The organism is Streptomyces taklimakanensis, from assembly GCF_009709575.1.
Classification (GTDB): Bacteria; Actinomycetota; Actinomycetes; order Streptomycetales; family Streptomycetaceae; genus Streptomyces; species Streptomyces taklimakanensis.
In genome coordinates, this window is record NZ_WIXO01000001.1 from 3,372,736 (window position 1) to 3,386,758 (window position 14,023).

A 14,023-nucleotide genomic window follows, 5' to 3' on the forward strand; every position below is an offset into this window, starting at 1 on the left:
GGGGGACCATGAGCGATCCCGGCACCACCACCGAGACAACCGTCGGCGTCGGAGGTGCGGCGGAGAGCACCGACATGGTGCTCAACATCGGTCCGCAGCACCCCTCCACCCACGGCGTACTGCGGTTGAGGCTCGTGCTGGACGGCGAGCGGATCACCACCGCCGAGCCGGTGATCGGCTACATGCACCGCGGTGCCGAGAAGCTGTTCGAGGCGCGCGACTACCGGCAGATCATCGTCCTGGCCAACCGCCACGACTGGCTGTCGGCGTTCTCCAACGAGTTGGGCGTCGTCCTGGCCGTCGAACGGATGCTGGGCATGGAGGTGCCCGAGCGGGCGGTGTGGGCGCGCACGCTGCTGGCCGAGCTGAACCGGGTCCTCAACCACCTGATGTTCATCGGCTCCTACCCGCTGGAGCTGGGCGCCATCACGCCGATGTTCCACGCCTTCACCGAGCGCGAGGAGCTCCAGCGGGTGATGGAGGAGGTCTCCGGCGGGCGCGTCCACTACATGTTCAACCGGGTCGGCGGCCTCAAGGAGGACCTCCCGGCCGGCTGGCTCGGACGGGCGCGGCACGCCGTCGCCGCGGTCCGCGCCCGGATGGACACCTACGACCGGCTCGTCCTGGGCAACGAGATCTTCCGGGGCCGCACCCGCGGCGTCGGCGTCCTGGACGCGGCCACCGTCCACGCCTACGGCGTCAGCGGTCCCGTCGCCCGCGCCTCCGGCGTCGACTTCGACCTGCGCCGCGACGAGCCCTACCTGGCGTACGGGGAGCTGGCGGACGTCCTGCGGGTCGCCACCCGTCCCGAGGGCGACTGCCTGGCCCGCTTCGAGGTGCTCCTGGACCAGACCCACAACGCCCTCGACCTCGCCGACGCCTGCCTGGACCGCCTCGCCGAGCTGCCGCCCGGGCCGGTCAACCAGCGGCTGCCCAAGGTGCTCAAGGCCCCCGAGGGCGCCACCTACGCCTGGACGGAGAACCCGCTCGGCCTCAACGGCTACTACCTGGTCTCCAGGGGGGAGAAGACGCCCCACCGGCTCAAGCTCCGCTCGGCGTCCTTCAACAACGTCCAGGTGCTCGGCGAGCTGCTGCCCGGCACGCTGGTCGCCGACATGGTGGCGATCCTGGGGTCGCTGTTCTTCGTCGTCGGCGACATCGACAAGTGACGCTCGGATGACGGGACGGACGGTGGGACCGCGACCGGTGCCCCGGCGCTGGCGGGAGGCCGCCCGGGAGGCCCTCTACGGCCCCGAGGGGTTCTTCCTGCGGCACGCGCCCGCCGAGCACTTCCGCACCTCCGTGCACGCCTCCCCGCTGTTCGCGCGGGCGGTGGCCGAACTGCTGGTTCGGGTGGACGGGGTGCTGGGCCGGCCCCGCGAGCTGGCGCTGGTCGACCACGGCGCGGGCCGCGGCGAGCTGCTGACCGGTGTGCTGGCCGTGCTGCCCGACGACGTCGCAGCCCGGGTCCGCGCCCACGCCGTCGAACGCGCCCCGCGTCCGGCGGGCCTGGATCCGGCGATCGGCTGGTCGGACGCGCCGCCGCGCGGCGCGGTGGGCCTGCTGTTCGCCAACGAGTGGCTGGACGACGTGCCCGTGGACGTCGCCGAGGTCGATCCCGACGGCGTCCCCCGCTACGTCCTGGTGGACGACGACGGCACCGAGCACCCGGGTGCTCCGGTGACGGGTCAGGACGCCGACTGGTTGGCCCGCTGGTGGCCGCTGCCCCCCGAGCCCGGACTGCGCGCCGAGATCGGCCGCCCCCGGGACACCGCCTGGGCCGCCGCCGTCGCCTGTCTCGACCGCGGCCTGGCCGTCGCCGTGGACTACGCCCACACTCGCGCCGCCCGGCCGCCGCTGGGCACCCTCACCGGCTACCGGGACGGCCGGCAGGTCCCGCCCGTGCCCGACGGCCGGTGCGACCTGACCGCCCACGTCGCCCTCGACGCCTGCGCGGCGGAGGCCGAGCGCGCCGCGGACGCCGGGCCCGGCCTGTCGCTCTCCCAGCGCGAGGCGCTGCGCGCCCTGGGCGTCACCGGCGCCCGTCCGCCCCTGGAGTCGGCCCACCGCGATCCGGCCGGCTACCTGCGGCGGTTGGCCGGCGCGGGGGAGGCCGCCGAGCTGACCGATCCGGCCGGTCTGGGCTCCTTCACCTGGCTGCTCCAGACCCGCGGAGCAGCCCTGCCTCCACCCTGGGGAGTAGGAGAGAGACGACCGGATCGCCCGTCCGGTTGACTCCCGCACGTACCACCCCTGCCTACGCTGGGTTATGTGCACAGGCTTTACGAGTTCATACGCAGGCACCCCACCCTGGTCGACGGGATGTGGGCGCTCGTCCTGCTGATGTTCTCCTCCCTGTGGCTCGTCACCCTCATGACGAGTCCGGCCACGGCCCGGAGCGCGGAGCAGGGCGAGGCACGGCAGCTCGCCTCGATCCCGATCATCCTCGCCCTGTGCACCGTGGTGGCCCTGCGGCGCCGGATGCCGGAGAAGATGCTCCTGCTGGCGACCGGGGCGGGAGTGGCCCAGGTGGCGACGGGCGCCTTCCCGATGCCGGCCAACTTCGCCCTGCTGGTGATCGTCTTCACCAACGCCTCCCGCAACGTCCGTTGGGCCTCCCGCTTCGCTCTGGTCGGCGCGTTGGCGGCGCCCACCGTCCACGTGCTGCGCTGGCCCGGCGACGACCAGAGCACGGTCAACGCGGTGGTGGGTGTGATCTTCCTGACCGCCACCTTCCTCCTCGCCTGGGTGCTGGGCGACTCGTTGCGCACCCGCCGCGCGTACTACGCGCAGTTGGAGGAGCGTGCCGCGCGGCTGGAGAGGGAGCGCGAGGCCCAGGCCAAGGTCGCGGTCGCCGCCGAGCGTGCCCGGATCGCGCGCGAACTCCACGACGTCGTCGCGCACAACGTCTCGGTGATGGTCGTCCAGGCCGACGGTGCCGCCTACGTCCTGGACACCGCGCCCGAGCAGACCCGCAAGGCGCTGGAGACCATCTCCGGCACCGGTCGCCAGGCGCTGTCGGAGATGCGCAGGCTGTTGGGGGTGCTGCGCACCGGCGAGCACTCCGAGGGCGGCGAGTACGTGCCGCAGCCCGGCATGGGGCAGCTCTCGGAGCTGATCGAGCAGGTGCGCGGGACCGGCCTGCCGGTGGACTTCCGGATCGAGGGCACCCCGCGCCCCCTTCCCAGCAGCGTCGAGTTGACCGCGTACCGCATCGTCCAGGAGGCGCTGACCAACACCCGCAAGCACGGCGGTCCGGACGTCGGCGCGACCGTGCGGCTGACCTACGGCCCCGACGACCTGACGCTCCTCGCCGAGGACGACGGTCGCGGCGCGCGGCACGAGCTGTACGAGGTGGGGGGCATGGACGGACTGGGCCAGGGGCTGATCGGCATGCGCGAGCGCGTCGGCATGGTCGGCGGCAGTCTGGACGCCGGGCCCCGGCCGGGCGGCGGCTTCCGGATCAGCGCGGTGCTGCCGTTGAAGAGCGGCGTGTGAGGCGGGTGGGACCTCCGAGTCGCACGGCCTTCCCGGAGCCCCGGGCCACGACCACCGTGAAGAGCACGCGTCCCGTGGACCGCACGGACGCACCACACCGCCCCGAGGGGGAACCATGACCGTCCGCGTGATGCTGGTCGACGACCAGGTACTGCTGCGCACCGGCTTCCGCATGGTGCTGGACGCCCAGCCCGACATGGCGGTCGTCGCCGAGGCGGGCGACGGCGCCGAGGCGGTGGAGAGGCTGCGCACCACCGCCGTGGACGTGGTGCTGATGGACGTGCGGATGCCCCGGCTGGACGGGGTCGAGGCCACCCGCCGCATCTGCGAGCGGGGCGAGGGCGGTCCCGGCGATCCCCGGGTGCTGATCCTGACCACCTTCGACCTGGACGAGTACGCCTTCTCGGCCCTGCGCGCCGGGGCGAGCGGTTTCCTGCTCAAGGACGTGCCCCCGGGCGAGCTGCTCGCCGCCATCCGCGCCGTCCACAGCGGGGACGCGGTGGTCGCCCCGTCCACCACCCGTCGCCTCCTCGACCGCTTCACGCCCCTGCTGCCCGCCGCCGACCGGCCCGTGTCCCGGGAGCTGGGGCGGCTCACGGAGCGCGAGCGCGAGGTGCTGCTGCTGGTCGCCCAGGGGTTGTCGAACAGCGAGATCGCCCGGCGTCTGGTGCTCTCGGAGGCCACCGTCAAGACGCACGTGGGCCGCATCCTCACCAAGCTGGAGCTGCGCGACCGGGTGCAGGCGGTGGTGATGGCGTACGAGACCGGACTGGTGCGCGTGGGCAGCGGGAGGGGCGCGTGACGGGACGCGAGCGGCGGTGATGCCCTCCGGGTGACGTCGGTCGGCTCGGGGCCGTGCCGTTCTGATCGATGGTGTTCAGATCTGTCGCGTTCCGCTCGTTTGGTTCTGTTCGGTCGCGGTTTCGGCCTCGGCTGCGACTGCGGCCGGGCCCGTCAGTCCGACCGGCCCCGTGCGGGGACGCGGGCCAGGAACGCCGCCAGCGCCCCCCGCACGTCCTCCGGTGCCCACTCCAGGCCCGGGGCGGCGACCGTCACCTCCGTCATGGCCAGTCCGGGCGGGCCCGGCGCGCTCCACACGCGGAAGAGCGCGGTCCCCTCCTCCTCCGCCTGCCGCACGCCCGCCTCCGTCAACGCCTCGGCGTCGTACGGCAGCCACACCTGGAACTGGTGGGTGTGCGGCTCCTCGGGGTGGACGCGGAACCACGGCACCCCGGCCTCCGCCAGTCCCGCCCGGAGGGCGCCCGCGACCACCTTCGCGTGGGCCGCGTACTCCGGCAGCCGCGGCAGCTCCCGTTCCAGGCCCACCAGGGCGGCCAACGCGGCGGGCCACTGCTGGAAGACCTGCCCGCCGTAGCGGTGCCGCCAGGCGCACGCCTCGTCCACGAAGTCCGCCGGACCGGCCAGGGCGGCCCCCGACAGGCCGCCGAGCGACTTGTAGAAGGAGACGTACACGCTGTCGGCCAGGGCCGCGATCTCCGGGAGCGTACGACCGAAGTGCGGGGCGCACTCCCACAGGCGCGCACCGTCGAAGTGCACCACCGCGTCCCGTTCCCGTGCCGCCGCCACGGTCTCCTTCAGCTCGTCCCACGTCGGCAGCACGAACCCCGCGTCGCGGAGCGGGAGCTCCAGCAGCAGCGCGCCGAAGGGCTCGGACGCCTCCCGCACCTCCTCGGCGGTGGGGGGACGCGGCTCGTCGGTGAGGTGGACGGTGCCCAGCCCGCTCACCCGGCCCAACGCGCCCCGCTCGTGACGCTCGGGGTGGGCCATCGGGTGCAGGGCGACGACGGGACTGCCGGTGCGACCCGCCCAGCAGCGCAGGGCGACCTGCTGGGCCATGGTGCCGGTGGGGAAGAACGCGGCGGCCTCGGTGCCCAGCAGGGCGGCGGTGCGCTCCTCCAACTCGGCGACGATCCCGTCGCCGTAGAGGTCGGGACCGCTCTCCAGGTCGTGGACGGCGGCACCCTCCTCGGCCAGCCGGGCCAGTCGTCCGGCGATCGTCCCGGCCGGCAGCCCTTCGGAGAGCCTGCGCCGTGCGCCGTTCCACGCCGCGATCCTGCGGGCCCGCCTCTCGTCCGGGCTTCCGTTCGTGTCCTCGTGCGTCTCGTCGTTCGCGTCACCGGTCATGCGTCCGATGATCCCCGACCGCCCGACCGCCCGACCGCCCGACCGCCGTCGGGCTCCCCTCCGCCCGGCGTCCGGTCGTCCGGCGCTACCGCAGGACCGCCTCCAGGAAGTCGCTGCCCAGCCGTGCCACGACGGTGACGTCGATTTGGTGCTGCACGTACCGTCCCTGTCGCCGGGTCGTCAGCAGGCCCGCCCCCCGCAGCACCTTCAGGTGCCGGGACACCTCCGGAGCGGTGATCCCCAGGGCGTCCGCCAGCTCGCCGGTGGTGTACGGGGCGCGGGCCAGGCTGCGGCACAACCGGATGCGCACCGGGTGCGCCAGGGCCTCCAGGCGGCGCTGCATCAGCTCCACCGAGCCCGGCCCCGCGCGCAGCTCGCGCGAGGCGACGGGGTACTCGATCACCGGTCGCCACCCCCGGGCGTGCAGCACCAGCAGATGCGGCCACCCGAAGGCGGTGGGCACCAGGGTCAGCCCCGGGCCGACCGTCGGGTCCACCGCCGTCGTCCGCCCCTGCGCCAGCTTGTCGACCACCACGCGCCGCCCTCGACCGTCCTCCTCCAGCGTGATCGCGGTGGACGCGGCGGCCAGCGACTCGGCGAGCCCCCTGCGCCGCATCAGCTCCGTCTTGTGCCGGGCGTCGGCGGCGAGCTGCCCGCGCACCCGTTGCCAGGTGTCGGCGAAGAAGGCCCGGTCGCAGTCCTCCAGCAGCCGCCGTATCCAGGCCCGTACGGCGGGCGGATCGGCCAGCAGGTGCCGGACGAAGTCGAGTTGCCCCGGTCCCCGCGCGGCGGCCCGCTCCAGGGCCCGTCGTCGGGCGCCCTCGTCGGTCAGCGGGGACGGACCGCCGTCGCCGTAGTCGCCACCGCAGTTGATCTCCAACGCGGCCTGGACGTACCGCTCGTCCTCCATCCGGTCGACGAGGTCCAGTTCCTCGGCGAGGGTGCCACCGGGGCGAGGACCGCCGGGCAGCAGTATGTCGGAACGGGTCGAGCGCCACAGGATGTCGGCCTCCGCCAGCCGTCCGGCGAGATCCGGCTCCAGCCCGGCGAGCGTCGTGGTCGTCCAGCCGTGCAGCCCGGGGTGGTGCGCGGGCTCGGAGAGGACGTGCAGGGCCGCGCTCAGCTCGGCCAGCGGGGAGGGGGCGAAAACCACGTGCTCCTCGGGCAGGCCGGTGATGTCGATGACGACGCTCATGGGGCCATCCTGCCCGCCGCCGGTCGCCGCCCCGTCGCCGATTGACGCCCACCGTCAATCGGCGTGCCCGGCCGCGCGGGACGGGAGCAGCGTGGCGGTATGAGCCTGCACGCCGAGTACGCACTGATCCAGTACCGCGCCGCCCGGGAGGGGCACCTGCCGCCGCCCGCGCCGGGCACGGCGGAGGCCCGGCCGCGGTGGGACCTCCCGCGTCGCGGTGCCTCCCGGGCCCGCCCACCGGCGGACGGCGGGACGGACCGCGGAACGGATCACGGGACGGATCACGGAACGGACCGCGGGCCGGAGCCGGCGAGCCCACCGGCCGTACCCCGGCAGCCCCACCGGCACGGGACGCGGCGCGGCGGCCGCTGAGACCCGCCGGCCGGGCCCGCGCACGGGAGCCCGCGAGGAATCCGCGCCCGGTACCGCATCCGGGTGCCGCGCCCGGCACACCGCGCATCCGCGTAGCATGGCCACAATCGTCCGGTACCGGATCCCTCGGACTGGAACGGAAGGCCAGCTCACGTGAACCAGAACCCCTCCGGCGCGGCCGGGGACCGTCCCGCGCGCCTGACCGTCGGCGTCGTCGGCGCCGGACGCGTCGGCCCCGCCCTGGCCGCCGCGCTGAAGCTCGCGGGGCACCGCCCGGTGGCCGCCTCCGGAGTCTCCGACGCCTCCCGCCGCCGGGCCGAGACCCTGCTGCCGGGGGTGCCGCTGGTGGAGCCCGCCGAGGTGCTGGCCCGCGCCGACCTCGTCCTGCTCACCGTCCCCGACGACGCCCTGCCCGGGCTGGTCGCGGGTCTGGCCGAGACCGGCGCCGTGCGGGCCGGCCAACTGCTGGCGCACGCGTCGGGCCGTTACGGCACCGCCGTCCTCGATCCCGCCACACGGGCCGGTGCCCTGCCGCTGGCGCTGCACCCGGTGATGACGTTCACGGGCACCCCCGTGGACGTCCAACGACTGGCGGGGTGCTCGTTCGGGGTCACCGCGCCCGAGGAACTGCGGATGGCCGCCGAGGCGCTGGTCATCGAGATGGGCGGGGAACCGGAGTGGATCGCCGAGGAGGCCCGCCCGCTCTACCACGCGGCCCTGGCCGTCGGCGCCAACCACCTGGTCACCCTGGTCGCCCAGGCCATGGAGCTGCTGCGCGCGGCCGGGGTCGCCGCACCGGACCGGATGCTCGGCCCGCTGCTCGGCGCGGCCCTGGACAACGCCCTGCGCTCCGGTGACGCCGCGCTGACCGGCCCGGTCGCCCGGGGCGACGCGGGGACGGTCGCCGCCCACATCACCGAGCTGCGCCGCCACGCGCCGCAGGCGGTGGCGAGCTACCTGGCCATGGCGCGCGCCACCGCGGACCGCGCGCTGGCCGGCGGGCTGCTCAGGCCCGAACTGGCCGAGGACCTGCTGGAGGTCCTCTCCGACGGGAGCGCCCGGTGACCGCCGAGCCGACCGGTCCCGCCGAGCCGACCGCCGAACGAAGGAGCCCGACCGTGCCCGTGCCCGTGCTGCACACCGTCGCCGACCTGCGCGCCCTGCCACGCGGAGGGCGCAGGGCGGTGGTGATGACCATGGGCGCCCTGCACGAGGGCCACGCGGCCCTGGTCCGTGCCGCCCGGAAAGAGGTCGGGCCACAGGGGCAGGTGGTGGTCACCGTCTTCGTCAACCCGCTCCAGTTCGGCGCGGGCGAGGACCTGGACCGCTACCCGCGCACCCTGGACGCAGATCTGGAGGTGGCCGCCGGGGCGGGCGCCGACGCCGTCTTCGCGCCGTCGGTGGAGGAGGTCTACCCCGGTGGCGAGCCCGAGGTGCGGATCGGCGCGGGCCCGATGGGCGAACGGCTGGAGGGCGCCTTTCGGCCCGGCCACTTCGACGGGGTGCTGACGGTCGTCGCCAAGCTCCTCCACCTCACCGCTCCCGACCTGGCCCTGTACGGGGAGAAGGACGCCCAGCAGCTCGCCCTAATCGCGCGCATGGTCCGCGACCTGAACTTCCCCGTGGAGATCGTCGGCGTGCCCACCGTGCGCGAGGCGGACGGGCTCGCCCTCTCCAGCCGCAACCGCTACCTCTCGCCCGAGGAGCGCACCACGGCCCTGGCCCTGGCCCGCGCCCTGTTCGCCGGGCGCGACGCGCTCGCCGCCGGCGGCGGCCCCCGGGAGGTCCGCGCCGCCGCCGAGGAGGTGCTCGCCGCCGCCGCCGCGGCGGAGCCGCCGCTGGAGACGGACTACCTCGCGCTGGTGGACCCGTCCGACTTCACGGAGGTTCCGGACGGCTCCGACGCCCACGAGGGCGAGACCGTGCTCGCCGTGGCGGCGCGGGTGGGCACCACACGACTGATCGACAACGTCCGGCTCCGCTTCGGACGACCCGGAGGAGCCCGGTGAACGACACCCTGAACCAGACCTCGGAGAACACCGGGGGAGCGGGCCTGCGGCTGACCGCGCCGCCGTCGGGCTGGGCGATCGAGGCGGACGTGGTGGTGGTCGGCTCCGGAGTGGCCGGACTGACGGCCGCCCTGCGCTGCGCCGCCGCCGGACGGAAGACCGTGATCGTCACCAAGGCCCGGCTGGACGCCGGGTCCACGCGCTGGGCGCAGGGCGGGATCGCCGCCGCGCTGGGCGAGGGCGACACCCCCGAGCAGCACCTGGACGACACCCTGGTCGCGGGCGCGGGCCTGTGCGACGAGGCGGCCGTGCGCACGCTGGTCACCGAGGGCCCCGACGCGGTGCGGCGGCTGATCGGGACCGGAGCGCGGTTCGACACCTCCCCGGAGACCGGCGAGATGGCGCTGACCCGCGAGGGCGGCCACCACCGCCGGCGCATCGCCCACGCGGGCGGGGACGCGACGGGCGCGGAGATATCCCGGGCCCTGGTCGCCGCCGTGCGCGAGGCCGGTCTGGAGACGGTCGAGAACGCCCTCGTCCTGGACCTCCTCAAGGACGCCGACGGGCGCGCCGCGGGTGTCTCCCTGCATGTGATGGGGGAGGGACGGCACGACGGCGTGGGCGCCGTCCACGCCCCGGCCGTGGTGCTGGCCACCGGCGGCATGGGGCAGGTGTTCTCCGCGACCACCAACCCGGCCGTCTCCACCGGCGACGGCGTGGCACTGGCGCTGCGCGCCGGGGCGGAGGTCTCCGACCTGGAGTTCGTCCAGTTCCACCCGACCGTGCTCTACCTGGGACCGGGCAGCGAGGGACAGCAGCCGCTGGTGTCGGAGGCGGTGCGCGGCGAGGGCGCGCACCTCGTCGACGCGGACGGCGTCCGCTTCATGGTGGGACGGCACGAGCTGGCCGAGCTGGCACCGCGCGACATCGTCGCCAAGGGCATCATGCGGCGGATGCGGGAACGGGACGCCGACCACATGTACCTGGACGCCCGGCACTTCGGCGCGGTGATGTGGGAGGAGCGGTTCCCCACCATCCTCGCCGCCTGCCGGGCCCACGGCATCGATCCGGTCACCGAGCCGATACCCGTCGCGCCCGCCGCCCACTACGCGTCCGGCGGCGTGCGCACCGACCTGGCCGGCCGCACCACCGTGCCCGGCCTGTACGCGTGCGGCGAGGTCGCCTGTACCGGGGTGCACGGCGCCAACCGGCTGGCCTCCAACTCGCTGCTGGAGGGCCTGGTCTTCGCCGAGCGGATCGCCGCCGACATCGTCGGCTCCCCCGCCCGGACCCCCGTGCCCGTCGGGTCCGGGCCGTCCGACGGCGGATGGCAGTCCGTCCCCCTGTTGCCGCCCGAGGCCCGGTACGCGATCCAGCGCACCATGACCGCCGGCGCCGGTGTGCTGCGGTCCGCCGAGAGCCTCACGCGGGCCGCCGGTGAACTGGCGGAGCTGGCGGAGGCGGCGTCCGACCCCGCGTCGGGCAAGCCCGCCGAGCCGGGCGTCGAGGCGTGGGAGACCACCAACCTCCACCTCGTCGCCCGGGTCCTGGTGGCCGCCGCCCTGCGCCGCACCGAGACCCGCGGCTGCCACTGGCGCGAGGACCGTCCCGACCGCGACGACGAGTCCTGGCGCCGGCATTTGGTCACGGCTCTGCGTCCCACCACCGAGGGCCCTACGCTCGTCGTCCGTACGACCCACTCGACCGCCTTCCCGCCGGTCACACCCGAGGAGGTGCCGTGAGCGACGCACGCGCGGCCGCTCGGCCGCAGATCATCGGGTTCCCGCGCCGCCGCCGCGGGGGCGGAGAAGCTCACCGGGAGATGTCGTGAGCGACGCACGCGCGGCCGCTCGGCCGCAGATCATCGGGTTCCCGCGCCGTCGCCGCGGGGGCGGAGAAGCTCACCGGGAGGTGCCGTGAGCGACGCACGCGCGGCCGCTCGGCCGCAGATCATCGGGTTCCCGCGCCGTCGCCGCGGGGGCGGAGAAGCTCACCGGGAGGTGCCGTGAGCGACGCACGCGCGGCCGCTCGGCCGCAGATCATCGGGTTCCCGCGCCGTCGCCGCGGGGGCGGAGAAGCTCATCAGGAGACACCATGACCCCCACGCCAGACGAACTGCCACTGCTTCAGATCGGTTTCGGCCGCCCCGGCGAGGCGGTGAGCGGCGCCGGCGGCTGCGGGGACGCCTGTGGCTGCGGTGGTGAGGACGACTTCGGGCTCGACCCGCTGGAGTGCGGGCTCGACCCGGACCTGGCGCGGTTGCTGGTCGATGCCGGCCTGGACCCGGTACAGGTCGAGGACATCGCGCACCTGGCGATCGAGGAGGACCTCGACCACGGTGTGGACGTCACCACCGTCGCCACCATCCCCGAGGACGCCGTCGCCACCGCCGACTTCACCGCCCGCGAGGCGGGCACCGTCGCCGGGTTGCGCATCGCCGAGGCGGTGCTGTCGGTGGTGTGCACCGACGAGTTCGAGGTCGAGCGGCACGTCGAGGACGGCGACCGCGTGACGGCCGGCCAGAGGCTGCTGTCGGTGCGCACCCGCGTCCGCGATCTGCTCACCGCCGAGCGCAGCGCCCTCAACCTGCTGTGCCGGTTGTCGGGCATCGCCACCGCCACCCGGGCCTGGGCCGATGCTCTCCAGGGCACCTCCGCCCGGGTCCGCGACACCCGCAAGACCACACCCGGACTGCGGTCCCTGGAGAAGTACGCGGTGCGCTGCGGCGGCGGCCTCAACCACCGGATGTCCCTGTCGGACGCCGCGTTGATCAAGGACAACCACGTGGTCGCGGCGGGCGGCGTGGCCGAGGCGTTCCGGGCGGTCCGCGAGGAGTTCCCGGGCGTGCCGATCGAGGTGGAGGTGGACCGGTTGGACCAGATCGAGCCCGTCCTCGCCGAGGGCGCCGACCTGATCCTGCTGGACAACTTCACTCCCGAGGAGACCGCCGAGGCGGTGGCGCTGGTCGCCGGCCGGGCGAGACTGGAGTCCTCCGGGCGTCTCACCCTGGCGAACGCCCCCGCGTACGCGGCCACCGGTGTCGACTACCTGGCGGTGGGCTCGCTCACCCACTCCTCCCCGATCCTCGACATCGGCCTGGACCTGCGGGACGAGGAGCGGGCCTGATGCTGCTCACGATCGACGTCGGCAACACGCACACCGTGCTCGGCCTGTTCGACGACGACGAGATCGTCGAGCACTGGCGGATCTCCACCGACGCCCGGCGCACGGCCGACGAATGGGCCGTCCTGCTCCAGGGGCTGATGGGCATGCATCCGCTGCTCGGTGAGGACCTGGGCGACGGCATCGACGGCATCTGCGTCTGCTCCACCGTCCCCTCCGTGCTGCACGAGCTGCGCGAGGTGACGCGCCGGCACTACGGGGACATCCCGTCCGTCCTCGTCGAGCCGGGGGTGAAGACCGGGGTGCCCATCCTGATGGACAACCCCAAGGAGGTCGGCGCGGACCGGATCATCAACGCGGTGGCGGCGGTCGAGCTGTACGGCGGCCCCAGCATCGTCGTGGACTTCGGCACCGCCACCACCTTCGACGCGGTCTCCGCGCGGGGCGAGTACACCGGCGGCGTCATCGCCCCGGGCATCGAGATCTCCGTCGAGGCGCTGGGCGTGCGCGGCGCGCAGTTGCGCAAGATCGAGCTGGCCCGGCCGCGCAGTGTCATCGGCAAGAACACCGTCGAGGCGATGCAGTCCGGCATCCTCTACGGCTTCGCCGGGCAGGTGGACGGCGTGGTGGAGCGGATGGCGCGCGAGCTGGCCGACGATCCGACCGACGTGACCGTCATCGCGACCGGTGGACTGGCCCCGATGGTGTTGGGCGAGGCCGCGGCGATCGACGAGCACGAGCCGTGGCTGACGCTGATCGGGCTGCGCCTGGTCTACGAACGGAACATGGCGCGCGGTTGACGGTGCCGACGGGCCGGTCGGAGGCGGGCGTCGGGACACAGCCGAGCGGGCGATAAGACGATTTTGCCGTTTTGTGGCGTACTGTCGCCGTATGCCCACGCCCCACGGTTCCCGAGGTGCCCTGGTCTTCAGCGCTGCCGAGCTGCGTGTGCTCAGGAGCGCGCTCGCCCTCGTGCTCCACTCCGAGCGCGCACCGTTCCCGCGCGCCGGGGAGCGCGCGCCCACGCGCGCCGAGGTGCTGCGCGAGTGCCTGGAGCTGGCCGAGGCCGTCGACGAGGCGAGCCGTGAGGCGGACCGGCTGAGGGACTTCCTCCAGGCCGACCTCGGCCGTTACCGGGCGGCGCTGCCCGGTTCGGGAACCGGGTACCTCGCCCGGTTGGAGGAGGCCCTGGCGGCCGGTTGCCCGCCGTGTCCCGCCGACGTGACGGCCCTGCGCGGGCTGTGCGCCGAACCGGTCGGGGACCGGGAGCGGCGCCGCCGCGACGGGCTGCTGAGGCTCTGCGAGGACCTGTGCGGGGCCTCCCGGCGTGCTCCGGCCTCCTCGGGGGACTCGGAGCCGCCGAGGACGCGGGAGGCCGCTCCCGGGCCCGAGGGGTCCTGTGAGGGCCGCCGGGACGGGACGGGCCGGGGGACGCCGGAGGTCGAGCGGAGTCGATCGGAGCCGGTTCCCCCGGTCCCTCCGGTCTCCCCGCATCCCGCGGGACGGGGCCGGCTGTCGGCCCTGCCGCATCCGGTTCCCACGCCCGCGGAGGTCTTCCCCGTCGGTCGGCGCGCGTCCTCCGGGCCGCGCCGACAGGCGCTGCCCGCCTGACCCCGTTCGGTGACGTCCCGGCTCCGCCGTCCGCCGACCGCCATCCGTCGACCTCGACCGTTTTCTCTCG

General features: G+C 74.7%; 12 protein-coding genes. 10 read left to right on the top strand and 2 right to left on the bottom strand.

Annotated elements, in window-relative coordinates; genetic code table 11:
- The first annotated feature begins 8 nt into the window (after positions 1 to 8).
- The 4 genes from F0L17_RS14960 to F0L17_RS14975 all read left to right on the top strand — a co-directional run bounded on the left by F0L17_RS14960 (position 9) and on the right by F0L17_RS14975 (position 4,300).
- A complete protein-coding gene (locus F0L17_RS14960; RefSeq protein ID WP_155071477.1) occupies positions 9 to 1,169 on the top strand; it encodes an NADH-quinone oxidoreductase subunit D in 1,161 nt (386 codons plus the stop codon).
- A 7-nt stretch (positions 1,170 to 1,176) separates the two neighbouring features.
- The gene (locus F0L17_RS14965; RefSeq protein WP_155071478.1) at positions 1,177 to 2,235 is read left to right on the top strand and encodes an SAM-dependent methyltransferase; all 1,059 of its coding nucleotides are present in this window, start codon (positions 1,177 to 1,179) and stop codon (positions 2,233 to 2,235) included.
- Between the two features lie 36 nt (positions 2,236 to 2,271).
- On the top strand, positions 2,272 to 3,498 hold the full coding sequence (locus F0L17_RS14970; protein WP_162466216.1) for a DUF7134 domain-containing protein: 1,227 nt from the start codon (positions 2,272 to 2,274) through the stop codon (positions 3,496 to 3,498).
- 115 nt (positions 3,499 to 3,613) lie between these two features.
- Entirely contained in the window at positions 3,614 to 4,300 is a 687-nt protein-coding gene (locus tag F0L17_RS14975) for a response regulator (RefSeq protein WP_155071479.1), read from the top strand.
- A 152-nt stretch (positions 4,301 to 4,452) separates the two neighbouring features.
- Here the strand turns inward: F0L17_RS14975 and F0L17_RS14980 are convergent, their stop codons facing one another.
- Entirely contained in the window at positions 4,453 to 5,643 is a 1,191-nt protein-coding gene (locus F0L17_RS14980; protein ID WP_155071480.1) for a threonine aldolase family protein, read from the bottom strand.
- A gap of 85 nt (positions 5,644 to 5,728) precedes the next feature.
- Positions 5,729 to 6,838 carry a DUF5937 family protein gene (locus F0L17_RS14985; protein ID WP_155071481.1) on the bottom strand — a complete coding sequence of 370 codons (1,110 nt, stop codon included), beginning with the start codon at positions 6,836 to 6,838 and terminating at the stop codon, positions 5,729 to 5,731.
- A 525-nt stretch (positions 6,839 to 7,363) separates the two neighbouring features.
- Between F0L17_RS14985 and F0L17_RS14990 the strand changes: the two genes are divergently transcribed.
- From F0L17_RS14990 to F0L17_RS15015, 6 genes are all read left to right on the top strand, one after another.
- Positions 7,364 to 8,275: a DUF2520 domain-containing protein gene (locus F0L17_RS14990; RefSeq protein ID WP_162466217.1), complete on the top strand. Its 912-nt coding sequence runs from the start codon at positions 7,364 to 7,366 to the stop codon at positions 8,273 to 8,275.
- 53 nt (positions 8,276 to 8,328) lie between these two features.
- The gene (gene panC, locus F0L17_RS14995) at positions 8,329 to 9,219 is read left to right on the top strand and encodes a pantoate--beta-alanine ligase (RefSeq protein WP_162466218.1); all 891 of its coding nucleotides are present in this window, start codon (positions 8,329 to 8,331) and stop codon (positions 9,217 to 9,219) included.
- On the top strand, positions 9,216 to 10,961 hold the full coding sequence (locus F0L17_RS15000) for an L-aspartate oxidase (RefSeq protein WP_338018092.1): 1,746 nt from the start codon (positions 9,216 to 9,218) through the stop codon (positions 10,959 to 10,961). Before panC ends, F0L17_RS15000 begins: the two co-directional genes overlap by 4 nt.
- 352 nt (positions 10,962 to 11,313) lie before the next feature.
- Positions 11,314 to 12,345 (top strand): carboxylating nicotinate-nucleotide diphosphorylase, encoded by a 1,032-nt coding sequence (gene nadC, locus F0L17_RS15005; RefSeq protein ID WP_155071482.1) that lies wholly within the window; start codon positions 11,314 to 11,316, stop codon positions 12,343 to 12,345.
- The gene (locus F0L17_RS15010) at positions 12,345 to 13,142 is read left to right on the top strand and encodes a type III pantothenate kinase (protein ID WP_155071483.1); all 798 of its coding nucleotides are present in this window, start codon (positions 12,345 to 12,347) and stop codon (positions 13,140 to 13,142) included. Before nadC ends, F0L17_RS15010 begins: the two co-directional genes overlap by 1 nt.
- Positions 13,143 to 13,233: 91 nt before the next feature.
- Entirely contained in the window at positions 13,234 to 13,953 is a 720-nt protein-coding gene (locus F0L17_RS15015) for a hypothetical protein (protein WP_155071484.1), read from the top strand.
- Positions 13,954 to 14,023 lie beyond the last annotated feature (70 nt).

Coding starts and splice junctions, on each gene's coding strand:
- F0L17_RS14985 (WP_155071481.1), bottom strand. CDS start 6,838: ATGAGCGTCGTCATCGACATCACCGGCCTGCCCGAGGAGCACGTGGTT.
- F0L17_RS15015 (WP_155071484.1), top strand. CDS start 13,234: ATGCCCACGCCCCACGGTTCCCGAGGTGCCCTGGTCTTCAGCGCTGCC.
- nadC (WP_155071482.1), top strand. CDS start 11,314: ATGACCCCCACGCCAGACGAACTGCCACTGCTTCAGATCGGTTTCGGC.
- F0L17_RS14980 (WP_155071480.1), bottom strand. CDS start 5,643: ATGACCGGTGACGCGAACGACGAGACGCACGAGGACACGAACGGAAGC.
- F0L17_RS14965 (WP_155071478.1), top strand. CDS start 1,177: ATGACGGGACGGACGGTGGGACCGCGACCGGTGCCCCGGCGCTGGCGG.
- F0L17_RS14975 (WP_155071479.1), top strand. CDS start 3,614: ATGACCGTCCGCGTGATGCTGGTCGACGACCAGGTACTGCTGCGCACC.
- F0L17_RS15010 (WP_155071483.1), top strand. CDS start 12,345: ATGCTGCTCACGATCGACGTCGGCAACACGCACACCGTGCTCGGCCTG.
- F0L17_RS14960 (WP_155071477.1), top strand. CDS start 9: ATGAGCGATCCCGGCACCACCACCGAGACAACCGTCGGCGTCGGAGGT.